Source organism: Plesiomonas sp. PI-19, assembly GCF_021368255.1.
Lineage (GTDB): Bacteria > Pseudomonadota > Gammaproteobacteria > Enterobacterales > CAMTGL01 > Plesiomonas > Plesiomonas shigelloides.
In genome coordinates, this window is the sequence record NZ_JAJNMQ010000001.1 from 1,732,966 (window position 1) to 1,750,040 (window position 17,075).

A 17,075-nucleotide genomic window follows, 5' to 3' on the forward strand; every position below is an offset into this window, starting at 1 on the left:
GCCACTCTCGCCCTTCACGTATACTGCGGACATTGTGTTTTGTTACGCGTGGCGATTTTTCTGCTCGGTACCTTTTATCTTACCTGCCACGCCTCAAACAGGAATTATTGCTATGCACCGTGCCGCACCCCGAGTATCCCTGCCCATTTCACTTGCTAGCTTAATCATCGCCATCAGTGTTGCCCCAATCTCTCATGCCGCGACAGAGCAAGAGCGCAGCCGACAAGCGGCTGAGATAGCCCGTCAGTTACTGTGCGCTAGCCAGAACTCGCTGAAAGAGTGTTTGGATGTGAATCAAATCCTGACAAACCCCGGCTATGATGACGGCCAATGGCATGGCGATAACGGGCAATGGGATCAAAATGGCTCGTGGGAGAACAGTCCGTGGGAGAACAGTCCGTCGCAAAATAATGGCCAGTGGGAAGGCAATAACGGTACCAACAATCAAAACGGGCAGTGGCAGCAAAACCAAGATGGCTACCCGCGCACCATCCGTATTTCTCGCTTACAACGAGACTACCCACTACGTAATCAGCAAGCACTGATCCAATTTGAGGTAGCGGCCGCAGCTACCTATCTGGTCAATGCCGAGCTCTATAACCGCGACGGTAACCGCGTTGCCAGCGCCCAAGCGCAAGCAACCCGACAGCGGACACCGATGACCTTGGTCGTTAATAATCCGGGCACTTATCGCCTGCAAATTCAGGCTAATAACGGACTTGGTGCACAAAACTATACTGTCAGCGTTACCGGTCGCAACGGGATCAACCCCGATGAGCAATCCAGCACCCAGCCATCAGATTATCCGGAGTATCAAACTGGCACGCCGTATCAAGCCGGTGATGTGGTTCGCCGCAATGGCCGCTTGTATCAATGTCGTCCGTGGCCAAACAGCGGGTGGTGCGGACAAGGAGAGTTGCACTACGCTCCCGGTACGGGGATGAATTGGCAAGATGCATGGCAATATTTTCGCGGGTAATTTCGTGAGTCATCACCATTGACCTTTTTCTAGAACGGTATTTTTCAAAATCGGTATTTTTGAACATAGTTGTCGCCCTCCGTTTGCAACAACGCCAAAAACAAAACGGCAGCCCTAAGGCTGCCGTTTTACATGAGCGTATCCAAATAATTATGGCTTTGTACTTTGCTCTGCTTGTGCTTTTGGCACTTTCGGCGCACTGCTTTCTGTTACCGGTACACTTTTCACCGGTTCGCTGGCGCTTTTGCTTGGTGAACTCGCGCTGGGCGTACTTTCGACTTGCGTGTTACTCGCAGGAGTTGCCTCTACTTTATTGCTTGTACTGCTTACTGCGGTTTGCTCGCTCACCTGACACGCATACTCCGTACCATTGATGGTTAACGCCGCCGCCTCCCCTTTGCCCCAGAACAACACGTCATACTGGGTGTTCACCCCACCATAGCGAATGCCGCTACCTGATGGTTGGATAAAAGACACCACCTGACTATCCGGCTCACCACTGCTATCGAGCGTGATATTAGCCGCTTGCGGTTTGGTTTCATTATAAAAGGTCACCGTAACCGGATCTGGTCGCCCTTTACAGCTGTACACCACAGGAGCCAATGGCTGGCTCAGTTGATACTTCACCTGCAATTCAGCAATACGCAGCTGATAATTCTGACGGGTACAGGCCGGCAGATCACTGCTCTTCCAGCATTCGTTGCGCCCTTTGATCCAGCCGCGCTGGGTGGCCTTCAGCCACGCAGAATCGGTGCCTTTGGCCACCGCTTCCTGATAAACTTTTGCCATCTTCTGATCCAGCGCCGCTAAGGCCGGATCGCTACAGATCAGCTTTTCGACTGAGCCGGAGGATGTTTTACAATCAATCACCGGCGTATGTGCCAGCACCGGCATACTGCATATTCCCAGAATAAATAGGCCTGCTGAGCGCTTCATTGTTGTGTGTCCATCAAGTTCTGTTATCTCTACCGCGCAGGGTTTTAGCAATCTTCGGTCATGAAGTCTACAACCAGACCGTAGACTCTCGATAATCTTGTAGTATAAGCCATTCCCACATCGCGTCCTGCACGAAACATGCGGTGTTAAACGCCGACCATACGCCGTTGGCGACGGTTCACTGGCGGACGCTCGGCATCTGCCGCCCGATGCGGGCAATAAGCAAGAATCCTGCCGAGATAAATCTGCTTAAAACCGCTCAACAAATGGTATTATCGGGACTAACCGATAGATTACTCCCTTGCCGGATAGGTTTATGTTTCAAGATAACCCGCTGCTTTCCCAGCTTAAGCAACAAATGCGTGAAAACACCCCGCAAATCGAAGGTGTTATCAAAGGTACCGACAAAGGTTTCGGCTTTATCGAAACTGATAATCAGAAAAGTTATTTTGTCCCGCCTCCGTACATGAAAAAAGTCATGCATGGTGACCGTGTGGTAGCCCTGCTGCGCACTGAAAAAGAGCGTGAAGTTGCCGAGCCTGACAGCCTGATTGAGCCGTTCCTGAGCCGTTTTGTTGGCCGCATCCGCAAAGGCCGTGACGGTAAGCTGAATGTCGTTCCAGATCATCCACTGCTGAATGATCCGATCTCCTGCCGTCCGGTAAAAGGGCTGGATGCAACCCTGAACGAAGGTGACTGGGTTGTCGCGGAGATGAAACGTCACCCGCTCAAAGGCGACCGCGGTTTTTATGCCGATGTAACCGAATTCATTACCCATGCCAATGACCACTATGCGCCATGGTGGGTAACGCTGTCACGCCACCAGCTGGAGCGTGAAGCACCAACCGCCACATTCAACGGCATGTTGGATGAGAACCTGACCCGCGAAGATCTGAGTGAACTGCCGTTTGTCACCATCGACAGCGCCAGCACGCAGGATATGGACGATGCGCTGTACATCCAAGCCACCGATAATGGCTGGCAGTTGACCATCGCCATCGCCGATCCAACCGCCTACGTGGCCGAAGGCAGCGAGCTGGATAAAGAAGCCAGCCAACGCGCGTTCACCAACTACCTGCCGGGCTTCAACATCCCAATGCTGCCACGCGAGCTGTCTGATGACCTGTGCTCACTGCGTGAAGGCGAGCGTCGCCCTGCACTGCTGTGCCGCGTTAGCGTGCATAAAGACGGCTCTCTGGGTGACGATGCGCACTTCTTTGCTGGTTGGGTCACTTCCCACGGCAAACTGGTGTACGACAATGTTTCTGATTGGCTGGAGCAACGTGAAAACTGCTGGCAGCCTGAGAACGCTGTGGTTGCCGAGCAAATCACGCAGCTGCACCAGATGGCGCTGGCACGTACCCAGTGGCGCAGTGAGAACACCTTAGTGTTCAAAGACCGTCCTGATTACCGCTTTGTGTTGGATGAAAACGGTGTGGTTACTGACATCGTGGCCGAGCATCGTCGTATTGCCAACCGCATGGTTGAAGAGTCGATGATTCTGGCGAACGAATGTGCCGCTAAAGTGCTGGCTGATAAAGTCGGTTTCGGTATCTACAACGCGCACGCGGGTTTCGATCCTGAGCTGGTTGACCAAGCAGTAACTATCCTTAGCAACAACGGGGTCGAGTTTGATCGCGACACCCTGCTGTCACTGGACGGTTTCTGCCGCCTGCGTCGTCAATTAGATGCGATGCCAACTGCTTATCTGGATGGTCGTATTCGTCGCTTCCAAGCTTACAGTGAAGTGAGCGCCGTACCAGCCCCACACTTTGGTCTGGGCCTGCAAGCCTACGCGACTTGGACATCACCAATTCGTAAATACGGTGACATGGTCAACCATCGCCTGCTGAAAGCGGTGATCCGTAACGAACAGCCTGCAACTCAGCCAAGTGAAGCGCTGACGACACAACTGGCCGAGCGTCGTCGCTTTAACCGTATGTCCGAGCGTGATGTCGGTGATTGGTTGTACTCCCGCTTCCTGCAGCCAAAGCTGGCGGAAAACCGCAGCTATCAAGCCGAGATCATCGATGTATCGCGCGGTGGTTTGCGCGTCCGTCTGCTGGAAAACGGTGCCGTCGCTTTCGTTCCTGCGCCATTCATTCACCCAGTGCGTGATGAGCTGGAATGCAGCACCGATACCGCGACTATTTCCATCAAAGGTGAGCCGGTTTACCGTCTGGGCGATACCCTGCCAGTGACCTTGGCTGAAGTGCGGATGGAAACCCGTAACATCGTTGCCAGACCAACGCCTGCAGAAGCGCCTGCCGCTGAAGTAAAAGCTGACGCAGCTGAAACGCCAAGCGAAAACGCACCTGCAACCGATGCGCAGTAATTCGCGAGTGCAATAACTCACGTTTACTACCGCGATATATTTAGTCTGCGCTAGGCAATAAAAAACGGATGCAATTTGCATCCGTTTTTTTATGTGTTATCTACCAAATCAATCAGATATCAACACAATCAAAAGAGATATCCATTTTTATTTAAAGAAATAAATAAACAGGGTTATCAATGAAGCATTGGCAAAATCGATAAATAATGCCCCGACCAGCGGTAAGACAAAGAACGCTTTTTGCGACGGGCCATTACTTTCAGTAAAGGCTTCCATATTTGCCATCGCATTCGGTGTACCGCCCATACCAAAACCACAGTGACCAGTCGCTAACACCACCGCATCATAATCACGGCCCATGCAGTTATAGGTCACGAAATAACTGTACAGTGCCATCAGTAAGGTTTGCGCCAGTAAAATCACCACCAGCGGTAATGCCAGTACACTGATATCCCACAAACGTAACCCCATTAACGCCATCGACAGGAACAGAGATAAAGAAATATTACCTATTGAGTCAATGACATAGGTATTAACTTTTTTCCCCATTTTATCCATTACGTTACGGGTAATCGCCGCCACAATCATCGGGCCGATATACACCGGCAGCACCAGCCCCAACACATTTAATACATCAGCCAAAATGGATCCGACGCCCATGACGATGATGACTTTTAAAATAGTGTCGAACGCTGAACGCTCATAAATATGATTACGGTCTTCTTTTAATTCGATATTTTCTTCAGTTTCATGCTGGTCGTCATAACGACTTTCCGCATGCTTGAGTAGCAACAATTTACTGACCGGTCCACCGATCACACAGCCAGAAATCAGACCAAACGTTGCAGCGGTGATCGCCACAGCGGTAGCCCCTTCGGCACCAGCAGACTCCAGCAATGGGCCAAACGCACCGGCTGTACCATGCCCGCCAGTCAACGCCACCGAGCCAGCAGCTACACCAATCAGTGGATTTAAGCCAAATGCCGAGGCCAAGCCCACCCCCAACAGGTTCTGCAACACGGCCAAGACCAGTGCTACCAGCAAGAAAAAGACAACCTGAATGCCGCCACGTTTGAGCATTTTCAAACTGGCCGAAAAACCGATAGTGGTAAAAAAGGCCACCATGAATAACTGGCGAATACTGTCGTCAAAGGTAAATACAAACAAATCAGTCATGTGCCCGAACAGTGTGATAAACGAAAAAATCACACCGCCAATCACAGGCGCAGGAATAAAATATTTACTAAACAGTGAGACACGCTTTTCAAAATAGCGTCCAACCAGCAAAACCAACACTGCTGTCATCAGTGTGGTTATCATCGATAACGAAATTACATGCATTCAGAAAAATCCTATTTTTTTATTTTCGTGATAGCCGAAATCCGGCTTAAAACCCTTTCCTTCTTAAAGTAAAAACCGTCGGTTTTATATCAATGCAGAGCGGGTACTCTGTTTAAGCGCTATGCTTCATGTTCAGGCTCTGAATAGCTGTAAAATGCGTTGATAACCTCAGCGCTGGCGGATAATTTACCGTGAGATGGAAAGCTCCGAGCGCAATGCCACTGCGTCTCACAAGCTATCGTCTATTGTGCATATCAGTCACAATCAATCCATGCTAAATCTGTTTCGCAAATTATATTGTGGTTATAATTTGCAACAAACAGTCATACTCATCTCTACCAGCTAATTGCCTTCATTTATCCGCTCACTTGCCGCATTACTACCGCATTATCTATTCTGTGACCATGTGGCTTTTTTCACTAAAAACAACCACATTCACCGTCTCGCTCATTAGCGATGAGCAAAACCCGTTTATTAACGCCCCAATAAAACCGCACATTCCTAAAATGCCGCCTTGAAATAACACGGATATTTTCTGGCTTGGCACTTTTATTGGGCCTTACCTGCACAGAATTTGCGCAATACAAGAGCATAGCCTTTTGTATTATAACATAAAGTTTACGAAACCTCTAATCAGGAACAAAAAGACCCTGAAGCACCTCGCAGATTTTCCCGCAAACCAGCGGCGATAAGCATGCTCACCGACTGACAGCAAACCGTGGAGAGCGATACCTCATCAGTGATTTTATTTTGCGCGATTGCAGTAACATCTTTGCCGCGCAAACGTTTTCCTTTTATAATCAGCCACGCTTTTCAGGACTGAATCTCTTTTTCTGCCATATAAGGGTTATTTCACCATGTTAGGAACTGCACTGCGTCCGTCGGCCACGAAAGTGATGTTGTTAGGTTGTGGGGAACTGGGCAAGGAAGTGGCAATTGAATGCCAGCGGCTCGGGATTGAAGTTATCGGCGTTGATCGTTATTCCGATGCTCCCGCAATGCAGGTGGCGCATCGCAGCCATGTGATAGACATGCTCGACCCAGTAGCCCTCCACCAGCTGATCCGACAAGAAAAACCGGATTATGTGGTGCCCGAAATCGAAGCCATCGCCACCGACACATTGGTCGAGCTGGAACAACAAGGGCAACAAGTCGTCCCCTGTGCGCAGGCAGTAAAACTCACCATGAATCGCGAAGGCATCCGCCGCCTTGCCGCTGAAACCCTCCAACTTCCCACCTCCCCTTACCGCTTCGCCAGCACCGAAACTGAATTTCACCAAGCCGTGCTCGAAATTGGTTTCCCTTGCGTTACCAAGCCGGTGATGAGCTCATCCGGTAAAGGGCAAAGCGTGCTACGTAGCGAAGCCGATGTTGCCACCGCGTGGCAGTATGCCCAAGAAGGTGGTCGAGCCGGTAAAGGCCGCGTGATTGTGGAAGGTTTTGTAGAGTTTGACTTTGAGATCACCTTACTCACGGTACAAGCGGTGGATGGGATTCACTTTTGTGCGCCAATTGGTCACCGCCAAGAAGAAGGCGACTATCGCGAGTCATGGCAGCCGCAGCAGATGAGCGAAACCGCTTTAGCTCGCGCTCAAGAAGTGGCGGCAACCGTTGTGCACGCGCTGGGCGGTTACGGTTTATTTGGCGTTGAGCTGTTTATCCGCGGTGATGAAGTGCTGTTTAGCGAAGTGTCCCCACGCCCACATGACACCGGTCTGGTCACGCTGGTTTCACAAAACCTGTCTGAATTTGCTCTGCATGTGCGCGCCTTCCTCGGCTTGCCTGTCGGCACCATTACTCAATACGGCGCGGCCGCCTCTGCGGTGATCTTGCCCACACTGCACAGTCACGATCTGCGCTTTGGCGGCCTGTGCACGGCATTGAGCTATCCGCAGGTACAGCTGCGTCTGTTTGGCAAACCGGAAATCCGCGGACGTCGTCGTTTAGGGGTGGCGTTGTGTAATGCGAGTACCACCGAAGCAGCCATTCATGCTGCAAAACAAGCAGCTGACAGCATTTGTGTGAACGCCTAATCGCCAAATCCGGCTGAAAAACGCGGTTGCGAGTTTCAGCCGGTCATGATTCAGGCTAGAATCAGGCGTCTTTATCTTTATACCTTTTACCTTTATCTGTCATACCGCATCTGTCACGCCACGAATCGGTCGTGAAATGACAGTTTCGCACCAGAAGCATGACCAGCAACTTGAGTAGTATTGTGGCGGCCGAACTTAAATATCTCGCGGGTTATCCCGCAACACTGCAACAGCAAGTCCGTGATGCTATCCAGCATAATAAGCTGGGGGAATTATTGCGTCGTCGCTACCCTTCCCAGCACGCGATCAAAAGTGATAAAGCGCTGTATCAATATACGATGGAGCTGAAAAATCACTACCTGCGTACCGCCCAGCAACTCAGTCGTGTCAACTATGACAGTAAAATCAATGTGCTCAAACATGCGTTGGGTTTGCACACCAGTGTGTCGCGGGTTCAGGGCAATAAACTCAAAAACAAAGCTGAGATCCAGATTGCCGCGCTGTTTAAAGAAGCGCCCGCTGAGATGCTGCGCATGATTGTGGTACACGAGCTGGCTCACCTGCGTGAAAAAGAGCACAACAAAGCTTTTTATCAGCTTTGCCTGCACATGGAGCCGGCCTACCACCAGCTGGAGTTTGATACCCGTTTATATCTCACGCATCTGGACCTGTACGGAAAACTGTATTAGCGCCGGCCTCATGCCGCCCATCGCCTCTTTTACGGAATCACAGTAACACAGCATGAAAACAGACAGCCAAATCTGCCAGGAAGCGGCACTGCTTCCTGTTTCCGATGTTGCCCAAAAAGCCGGTTTTCTGCCGGACGAAGTCCTGACGCTGGGTGAACATAAAGCCAAAATCCGTTTGCAGACCTTGCAACGTACCGCCCAGCAGCCAGACGGTAAATTTGTGCTGGTGAGCGCCATTACCCCAACCCCACTGGGCGAAGGTAAAACCGTCACCACCATTGGTCTGGCGCAGGGATTAGCTGCGCTGGGCGAAAAAACCATCGCCTGCATCCGCCAACCGTCGATGGGGCCGGTATTTGGCGTCAAAGGTGGCGCTGCCGGCGGCGGTTACAGCCAAGTTACCCCCATGGACGAGCTCAACCTACACCTGACCGGTGATATCCATGCCATCACCGCCGCCCATAATCTGGCCGCTGCTGCACTGGATGCTCGTCTCTATCATGAAAGCCGTTTAGGTGCTGAGCACTTTACTGAGCGCACCGGTCTGCCACGATTGGATATCGACCCACAGCAGATCGTGTGGAACCGCGTGATGGATCATAACGATCGCGCCTTGCGTAAGATTCGTATCGGCATCAATCCGCCGGGTAGCCATGCCAATGGCATCGAGCGTGAGTCCGGCTTTGATATCACCGCGGCATCCGAACTAATGGCCATCTTGGCACTGGCGCAAGACTTACCGGATATGCGCCAACGTCTCGGCCGTCTGATCTTGGCTTATAACCATGCTGGTGAGCCGATTACCGCCGAAGCCTTAGGTGTCGCGGGCGCGATGGCGGCCATCATGAAAGACGCCATCAACCCGACTCTAATGCAAACGCTAGAAGGGGTTCCGGTGCTGATCCATGCCGGCCCATTTGCCAACATCGCGCACGGTAACTCCTCCATTATCGCCGACAAAATGGCACTCAAGCTGGCCGATTACACTGTCACCGAAGCCGGTTTTGGCTCTGATATGGGGCTGGAGAAAGCCTGTAATATCAAAGCGCAAGTGGCAAGGAAAGCGCCAGATTGCGTGGTGTTAGTCGCTACCTTACGTGGGCTGAAAGCCAACTCGGGGCGCTATAACCTCAAACCTGGGCAGGCCATTCCGCCATCCTTGTTTGCTGCCGATCAAGAAGCACTGGAAGCGGGCTTTGCCAACTTACAATGGCACATGAATAACGTGCAAAAGTATGGTTTGCCGGTCGTGGTCGCCGTCAACCGCTTCCCACAAGATACCGATGCGGAGTTGCAGTGGCTATGCCATCGCATCGAAGAGACCGGATGCCGCGTCGCGCTTAGCGATGCGTTCAGCCAAGGTGGACAAGGCGCGCTGGCGTTGGCGCAAGCGGTCATGCAAGCCTGCGGCGAGCAACCCGCGACCTTTACACCGCTCTATCAGCCTACAGCGCCGCTGCTCGACAAACTCAATGCCGTTGCACGCCGGGGGTATGGCGCGAAATGCGTTGAACTCTCACCACAAGCACAGGCGCAATTAGCCCATATCGAACAGCTCGGTCAGCAAGAGTTGTATGTCTGTTTGGCCAAAACGCCGCTCTCTATCAGTCACGATCCAGTGCTCAAAGGTGCGCCACAAGATTTCGTGCTACCTATCCGAGAGCTGAATCTGTGCGCTGGTGCTGGCTTTGTGTACGCGCTGTGCGGCAACGTGCTGACCATGCCGGGGCTGCCTGAGCATCCTGCCTACCTTGGCATCGATATTACCGCGGATGGTACCATTGTTGGCTTAGGCTGATTAGCGGATATCGCTAACCGGTCTAGCAACAACCGCAGATAAAAAAGAGCGCCCTTTCGAGGCGCTCTTTTTTTGTTTCTGTATCTTCTGTGTCGGTTTCTATTTCTATTCAGCCGAAATACTCACCAATCGGCAAATTCCGCAATCGGCGCTTTGCCATGACTTTCCAGAAAATCGAGTAATTTGCGCGGCGAGGTGTTCAACAGACGCTCGTGTGGGAAACCCGCCTCATTGATCAAGCGTAGCGAATGCTCAAAATCCCCCAGCGAGAAAGCGATGTGTGAGTCCGACCCCATCACCAACCACGCTCCGTGGCGTTTGGCCGCCGCAATAATCGCCGGACAGGTATGCTCACTGCCCGCCCGCGAAACCACAAACGAGGAGTTGTTCACTTCTAGCGCGACACCGCACTCGGCAGCAGCTTTCACCACCTCATCGACATGAATTGGAAATTTAGGATTGCCCGGATGGGTGATGATCTGCACTTTGCCACTGCGGATTGTGTTGATCAGGGCATCGGTATGCACATCAATATCTTGCGGGGTAAAAAAAGGATCGTGTAAACCGGCTTGGATCAGATCCAGCACTTCCCACATTTTCTCAGAGCAATCAATCTCGCCCTGGCGATTGCGAATATTGGCCTCAATGCCGCGTAAAATGCCCACGCCATCAACAATTCGTGGGATCACGCGTAAATTCATAAAATGCCAATGATGGGGAGAATCTGCCGTTTCGGGGCCGTGATCGGTAGTTGCAAACAACCGGATCCCTTTACGTTTTGCCTGCTCTATATAGTCATGGATGGTGCTATAAGCATGGGTACTGGCAATCGTATGGGTATGCGTGTCTACCGGAAACATCACGGACTCCTTCCTGCAACTTCATGTCATTGGGGCATATTTTCTGCTATACGCCGGACAAACTACCCTCACAGGGTACACTGCTCACCGGCAGAACCAAAGTTTTCTGCGCCCCAAAAACAAAAAATCCCCGTGCATTAGCACAGGGATTCTTGCAGCAAATCACAAGGATTAACGGGAGGATGCGTGACCTACCATGCCACCGACAACCGCGCCACCGACGGTGCCCAACGCACTGCCATCAGACAACACATGGCCTACAACAGCACCGGCTGCCGCGCCAATGGTGGTATCACGTTCACGTTTGGTCATATGGCCATTTGCGCAGCCCGCAACCAGCATCACGGCAGACAGTGCCAGTACTGGTAATGTGATTTTTTTCATTATTCACCTCATAAACGATGCAGCAAACAGGGAAAGCGCCGCAGTCGCTTTCCCTAAAACGCGCCTACTGTATGAGATATTTTGCCTATTGAGAAGATGTCGCTATTTGACGACTTCCCCGCTCGCAATCACGGCTTCGCGCACCTTGTCAGAAAACGCCAACGCTTCTTTACGAATCGCCTCTTCATCCACAGTCAGCAGTTTGCGATCTTGCATCAGAATGTTGCCATCCACGATGGTGTGGCGAACGTTGGCGCCGTATGCTCCGTAAACCAGCGCCGCAAATGGATTATACATTGGCACCATGTTTGGCGCTTTGGTATCAACCACAATCACGTCAGCCAACTTGCCGGTTTCCAACGAACCCAGCTTGTCTTCCATGTGCAGCGCTTTGGCTGAACCCATGGTTGCCATTTCAACCACCGTCAGTGGAGGCATCGCCGCGCGGTTTTTGGTCGCCAGTTTATGCACTTTCGCCACCTGACCTAATTCATCCATGGTGGTGATAGTGTTACCTGACATCGGGCCATCTGTTCCCAGACCTACACGAATGCCTTTTTCCAGCATCGTCGTCACCGGCGCAACACCTTTAGCGGACTTGATGTTAGCACTCATGTTGTGCGCCACGCCCACGTCATACTGCTTGAGCAGATCCATGTCCTTGTCGTTCACTTCAATGGCGTGAGCAGCCAGCACTTTGTTGTTCAGCGCGCCAATGTCCGCCATGTACTGCACTGGGCTCTTACCGCCAGTGCGTTTTGCAATCTCTTCCACTTCACGGTCGGTTTCAGCCAAGTGGATCATCACCGGCACATCCAGCTCCTGTGACAATTTAGCAATCTGCTGTAAATGCTCGGTCGTGTTGGTATACGGCGCGTGTGGCGCAAAAGCCGGTGTAATACGTGGGTGATCTTTATATTCGTTGATAAAGTTCACCGCGTACTGAATGCCTTCGTCCGCATTTTTAGCATCCGCAACCGGGAATTTAATCACTGATTCACCCAGCACGGCACGCATACCGATTTTATCCACGGTTTTTGCTACTTCATCTTCGAAGTAGTACATATCGGCATAGGTGGTCACACCGCCTTTGACCATTTCTACGTTGGCCAGATTCGCGCCGACACGCACCATGTCACGGGACACCATCTTGTTTTCCAGAGGGAAGATATAGCGGTGCAAACGATCCGGCACATCATCTGCCAGCGAGCGGAACACGGTCATCGACGCATGCGTGTGGGTATTGATAAGACCGGGCATCACAATGTCACCGTCCACATCCAGCACTTTATCTGCCTTATATTGCTTAGCCAGCTCTGGGCCACCAACGGCAATGATCTTGTTGCCTTTAACCACAACAGTGCCTTGCTCAAAGACCTGATTTTGCGGGTTCATGGTCAGAACCGTACCATCAGTGATCATCAGATCCGCTTGCTGAGCGGCATAACCAGAAAAAGAGACTGCGGCAATCGTCAGTGCAAGCACAGACTTGGAGAATGACGACTTAGAGAACGGCATAGTTACCTCAAACGGCTGGGCAGAAAGTGGCAATATGATACTGACCACGCAAACACAGGCAAACGTTTACGCAACCAGTTTTAAGATGCGTGATCTGTTTCACGACTAGCAAATAAAACAATACGCACTAGGCTTTATATATCCCCTGTTGTCGGTCTTTCCCTGTTTAGGTCTATTCTGAGGGAATGCCCCTTTTTTGGATGTTGGAGCCATCGCCATGCATGCACTGTGTTACGGTCACACCAAACCCACACTTTTGTTCCTGCACGGCCTTGGAACCAACTCTACAGACTGGCAACCGCAACTCAGTGCGTTTTCCCCTTATTATCGTGTCCTCGCGCCGGATTTACCCGGACATGGGCAATCCGAGCCACTGACATCACACCGCGGTATTCCGGAAATGACCCGTGCCCTGTCGCGCTGGTTACTGACACAAAATTGCGGGCCGGTGATTGTGATAGGTTTGTCACTCGGTGCATTGGTGGGATTGGAGTTATTGCTCAAACATCCACATCAAGTGCTGCATGCCATTTTGATCAACGGCACGACCGATCTGCGCTTAACGGATCCGGATGTCAGCCGATTTTTCACCCAACGCATCTGGTTTGTTCGCTTATTTGGCGTGGAGAATATGGCTAAAGCGGCCGCTCCCTTGCTGTTTCCGGATCCGCAATTGCATGCGGTACGTGAACGCTTTATCCAGCAGCTCAGCCTAAACTCGAAAGCCCAATATCTGCGCCTACTGTACAGCCTACAAAATTGGCAAGCCTCCGCTGAGTTGATGCAACGAAACTGCGTTCCCGTCGATATCGTCAGCAGTGAGCTCGATTATCTCAGTGAAGCGCGTCGTCGTCGTTTATTTGCTCCACTAAGTTATTCGCGTTTTCATACTTTGCCCGGCCTTCATCATGCCGCCCCCGCAGAATCACCAGAGCGCTGCAATCAACTGCTGCAGCATTTGCTATACCAAGCGCTACGCTAACCACAATCGTTAACGAGGTGAACGACAGGCCGAGGTTTGGGTTGTACTCATACTTATATTGCATATTTTGATGGTGCGTATATTGTTCCGCCCCATCACTTCCGGCCTAACCTCCACTTCGAACCTAACGCATCAAGCCTAATGCGCCGCATCTCAATAGAGGGATAAATACAACACACCTCTTTCTTGTTATTTTCTGACGCTGAACCACGTAAAACCCCCTGTTTGCCTGCGTTGAGACGACATTTTCTCGCCCGGATAGCAACGTAATCACGCCCTTGCCTCCCCCGCAAAGATGCTTTTTTATGCACAATTGTGAATAGCTTATTTTTAATTTTTTATAACCAATAAATTTTTATTCCACGCAGCAAAATGCTGACACCCCGTAGCTCAGTAACAAGCTGAAAAACATCGGCTATTTCGTTAACAGAAAACAAAACATAATGACAACAACACGTCCCTTTTGTGGTCAATGAATAGCCAAGCACAACAAATTGCATAAACAAAGCTCGAAATAGACCGAAAAGTTCGGTAACCTTACGCCCGCTGCGCAGACCAGTTCATGCATTTCTTGCTGAATAAACATCACGCTGACGCGCTGCCAGCAGGGTATAAATGTGTTCCAGTGCACGTTTCAGCAAACTTTAGTTTGCCCTAAGAGTGGGCAATTCGTAGTCTGGCATGCGTTTGACTGATTAATTACAACACTCAATGGAATGAACAAAAGGAAAAGTTACCAATGACAGAGGCTCCATCGACCTTTAAAAAGGTCCTAAGAACACTGCCAATGGCAACCCTGATGCTTCTACTTTCGGCTTGTACCACTACCACGGCACATAAGGGTACTGACAAGAACGCCGGCACCCAGTTGTCTCAGGTGCAACAAGCATCTCAGGCTGAGTTCGAAGAATTAGTCCGTAATGCCAACGTAAAAACCAAAATTTTGGATCAATACTCAGAATGGCGTGGCGTTCGTTATCGTTTAGGCGGTAACAGCAAGAAAGGCATTGATTGCTCAGCCTTCGTTCAACGCACGTTCTTAGAACAATTCGGTATTGAGCTGCCTCGCTCCACCAGCGGCCAGCAAACCACCGGCACCGCCATCAACAAGAAGCAACTGGAACCGGGCGATTTAGTTTTATTCCGTGCCGGCTCGACAGGGCGTCATGTTGGTATCTATATTGGTAACAACAAGTTCGTACATGCTTCCACCAGTTCAGGTGTGATGATTTCCAGCATGAACGATGGTTATTGGAAAAACCGTTACCGTCAGGCACGCCGTGTGATTTCCGTTAACGAAGCGACTTAATATTTCGTTCGCTCTTTTCGTTATAAAATCTTAGTGCACCCGTGCATGACAAGAAGCCTAACGAAAGGAGTGACCAATGGGTCTTCGGCAGGTCTGTGTGGCAGTCTTAATGACTGCCGCGCCATTATTTACGGCACACGCGCAAATCAACGAAGGCTATGCCTTCGCTGCCATCGGCTCTCCTAAATACGCCGCAGAATTTAGCTATTTCGATTACGTCAATCCAGCCGCACCTAAAGGCGGCAATGTCACGTTGCACGCTATCGGCACCTTCGATAATTTCAATGCGTATGCCCAACGCGGTGTCCCTGCCAGCGATAGCTCAACGCTTTATGACACCCTCTTCACCTCGTCAGCCGACGAAATCCAAAGTTATTATCCACTGATTGCGGAATTCGCCCGTTATCCCGATGATTTCAGCTGGATGGAAGTGCGCATCAATCCCAATGCCCGTTTTCAAGATGGCAAACCAATTCGCGCAGACGATGTGGTGTTCTCGTTTAACAAATTCATGCAACAAGGCGTTCCACAATTTAAGACCTACTACCAAAACGTAAAAACGGTGGAAGCTCTAACACCGCTTACGGTTCGTTTCGAGCTTAAGTCTCCCGATCGCGCCTTGCTGCTTAGCCTAATTGGCGGCCTGCAAATATTGCCCAAGCACTTCTGGGAAAATCGTAATTTAGCCGAACCGCTCATGACGCCGCCCGTCGGCAGTGGCCCGTATAAAATTACCGACTATGCCATGGGGCAATATGTGGTCTATCAGCGAGTTGCCGATTATTGGGCCGCTAACCTGCCTGTCAACCGTGGACGCTATAACTTCGATACTATCCGCTATGACTATTACCGTGACGATACCGTCGCGCTGGAAGCGTTTAAAGCGGGTGAATACGACTTTCGGCAGGAGTACGTCGCCAAATACTGGGCAACACTCTATACCGGCCCCAATTTCACCAAAGGCTACATCATTCGCGAAAATATCCCGCACAGCATCCCCCAAGGGATGCAAGCCTTGGTGTTCAACACGCAAAATCCCTTGTTCAAAGACCGTAATGTCCGTGAAGCGCTCAATCTGGCCTTCGATTTTGAATGGTTGAACAAGACCATGTTTTATAACCAGTACACCCGGACGCGCAGCTTCTTCCAAAATACGCCTTATGAAGCCAAAGGATTGCCTTCCGAGCAAGAGCTGATGGTCTTAATGCCCTTCCGCCAGCAGGTTCCAGAAGAAGTCTTTACCGATGAATACCAGCCCTCGAAAACCGATGGCTCCGGCAATAATCGCCCTAACCTGCGTAAAGCCATGGAATTGCTTGAACAAGCTGGTTGGGAGATCCGCGATCGCAAGCTGGTCAATAAAGAAACCGGACAGCCGTTTATCTTTGAACTGCTGACATACAGCAGCAGTAATGAGCGCATTGCGGCGCCGCTAAAACAAAACTTAGCGCGTCTTGGGATCACCATGAACATTCGTGTCGTGGATACCTCACAGTACATCAATCGCCTGCGCAAACGGGATTTTGACATGATTGCCAGCGGCTATGCCGCCGCGCCATTCCCAAGCCCTGATTTGAAGCTGGCGTGGCACTCTAAGTTTTTAGACTCCACCTATAACTTAGCCGGCGTGACCGATCATGTGATTGATACCCTGACCGAAGAGATTGACCGCGCGCAAAGCGATCCAGAGAAACTGCTGGCGCTCGGTAAAGTGCTCGATCGCGTGCTGCAATGGAATATGTTCGTGATCCCGCAGTGGCACCTGAGCAATTTTCGCGTCGCGTACTGGAACAAATTCGGTAAACCGGCGGTTCGGCCAGCTTACGGGCTCGGTTTTGACACTTGGTGGGTGGACATAAATAAAGCCGCTAAACTGCCCAAGGCTCGGCAATAACGCGTTATAAGGAATCA

12 protein-coding genes and 1 pseudogene are annotated in these 17,075 nt (G+C 51.0%); 8 read left to right on the top strand and 5 right to left on the bottom strand.

Going from position 1 to position 17,075, the window contains the following annotated elements:
• Positions 1-112: 112 nt before the first annotated feature.
• Positions 113-979, top strand: a complete 867-nt coding sequence (locus LQ901_RS07835) for a hypothetical protein (protein ID WP_064977548.1) — start codon at positions 113-115, stop codon at positions 977-979.
• 150 nt (positions 980-1,129) lie between these two features.
• On the opposite strand, the gene LQ901_RS07840 is transcribed toward LQ901_RS07835, so the two are convergent.
• Positions 1,130-1,915: an MliC family protein gene (locus LQ901_RS07840; protein ID WP_082935489.1), complete on the bottom strand. Its 786-nt coding sequence runs from the start codon at positions 1,913-1,915 to the stop codon at positions 1,130-1,132.
• Between the two features lie 316 nt (positions 1,916-2,231).
• Between LQ901_RS07840 and LQ901_RS07845 the strand changes: the two are divergent.
• Positions 2,232-4,163: pseudogene (locus LQ901_RS07845) on the top strand (exoribonuclease II); the annotation flags it as partial.
• Positions 4,164-4,397: 234 nt separating this feature from the next.
• Here LQ901_RS07845 and gltS read toward each other — a convergent pair.
• On the bottom strand, positions 4,398-5,591 hold the full coding sequence (gene gltS, locus LQ901_RS07850; RefSeq protein ID WP_010861896.1) for a sodium/glutamate symporter: 1,194 nt from the start codon (positions 5,589-5,591) through the stop codon (positions 4,398-4,400).
• An 857-nt stretch (positions 5,592-6,448) separates the two neighbouring features.
• Between gltS and purT the strand changes: the two genes are divergently transcribed.
• The 3 genes from purT (at position 6,449) to LQ901_RS07865 (ending at position 10,111) form a co-directional block, all read left to right on the top strand.
• Positions 6,449-7,624 (top strand): formate-dependent phosphoribosylglycinamide formyltransferase, encoded by a 1,176-nt coding sequence (purT, locus tag LQ901_RS07855; RefSeq protein WP_152135920.1) that lies wholly within the window; start codon positions 6,449-6,451, stop codon positions 7,622-7,624.
• A 158-nt stretch (positions 7,625-7,782) separates the two neighbouring features.
• Positions 7,783-8,313 (top strand): M48 family metallopeptidase, encoded by a 531-nt coding sequence (locus LQ901_RS07860; RefSeq protein WP_152135921.1) that lies wholly within the window; start codon positions 7,783-7,785, stop codon positions 8,311-8,313.
• Between the two features lie 52 nt (positions 8,314-8,365).
• Positions 8,366-10,111 (top strand): formate--tetrahydrofolate ligase, encoded by a 1,746-nt coding sequence (locus LQ901_RS07865; protein ID WP_064977544.1) that lies wholly within the window; start codon positions 8,366-8,368, stop codon positions 10,109-10,111.
• Positions 10,112-10,233: 122 nt separating this feature from the next.
• Here LQ901_RS07865 and LQ901_RS07870 read toward each other — a convergent pair whose 3' ends face one another.
• The 3 genes from LQ901_RS07870 to LQ901_RS07880 form a co-directional block, all read right to left on the bottom strand.
• Positions 10,234-10,971, bottom strand: a complete 738-nt coding sequence (locus LQ901_RS07870; protein ID WP_106911002.1) for a phosphatase — start codon at positions 10,969-10,971, stop codon at positions 10,234-10,236.
• Positions 10,972-11,142: 171 nt separating this feature from the next.
• Positions 11,143-11,355, bottom strand: a complete 213-nt coding sequence (locus LQ901_RS07875) for a glycine zipper 2TM domain-containing protein (protein WP_010861901.1) — start codon at positions 11,353-11,355, stop codon at positions 11,143-11,145.
• Positions 11,356-11,457: 102 nt separating this feature from the next.
• A complete protein-coding gene (locus LQ901_RS07880; protein WP_039046203.1) occupies positions 11,458-12,873 on the bottom strand; it encodes an amidohydrolase in 1,416 nt (471 codons plus the stop codon).
• Between the two features lie 217 nt (positions 12,874-13,090).
• Here LQ901_RS07880 and LQ901_RS07885 point away from each other — a divergent pair, with 217 nt between their 5' ends.
• The 3 genes from LQ901_RS07885 to LQ901_RS07895 all read left to right on the top strand — a co-directional run bounded on the left by LQ901_RS07885 (position 13,091) and on the right by LQ901_RS07895 (position 17,058).
• Positions 13,091-13,855, top strand: a complete 765-nt coding sequence (locus tag LQ901_RS07885; RefSeq protein ID WP_052181298.1) for an alpha/beta fold hydrolase — start codon at positions 13,091-13,093, stop codon at positions 13,853-13,855.
• Between the two features lie 739 nt (positions 13,856-14,594).
• Positions 14,595-15,164, top strand: a complete 570-nt coding sequence (mepS, locus tag LQ901_RS07890) for a bifunctional murein DD-endopeptidase/murein LD-carboxypeptidase (protein ID WP_036768515.1) — start codon at positions 14,595-14,597, stop codon at positions 15,162-15,164.
• A 76-nt stretch (positions 15,165-15,240) separates the two neighbouring features.
• A complete protein-coding gene (locus tag LQ901_RS07895; protein ID WP_010861905.1) occupies positions 15,241-17,058 on the top strand; it encodes an extracellular solute-binding protein in 1,818 nt (605 codons plus the stop codon).
• The last annotated feature ends 17 nt before the right edge of the window (positions 17,059-17,075 follow it).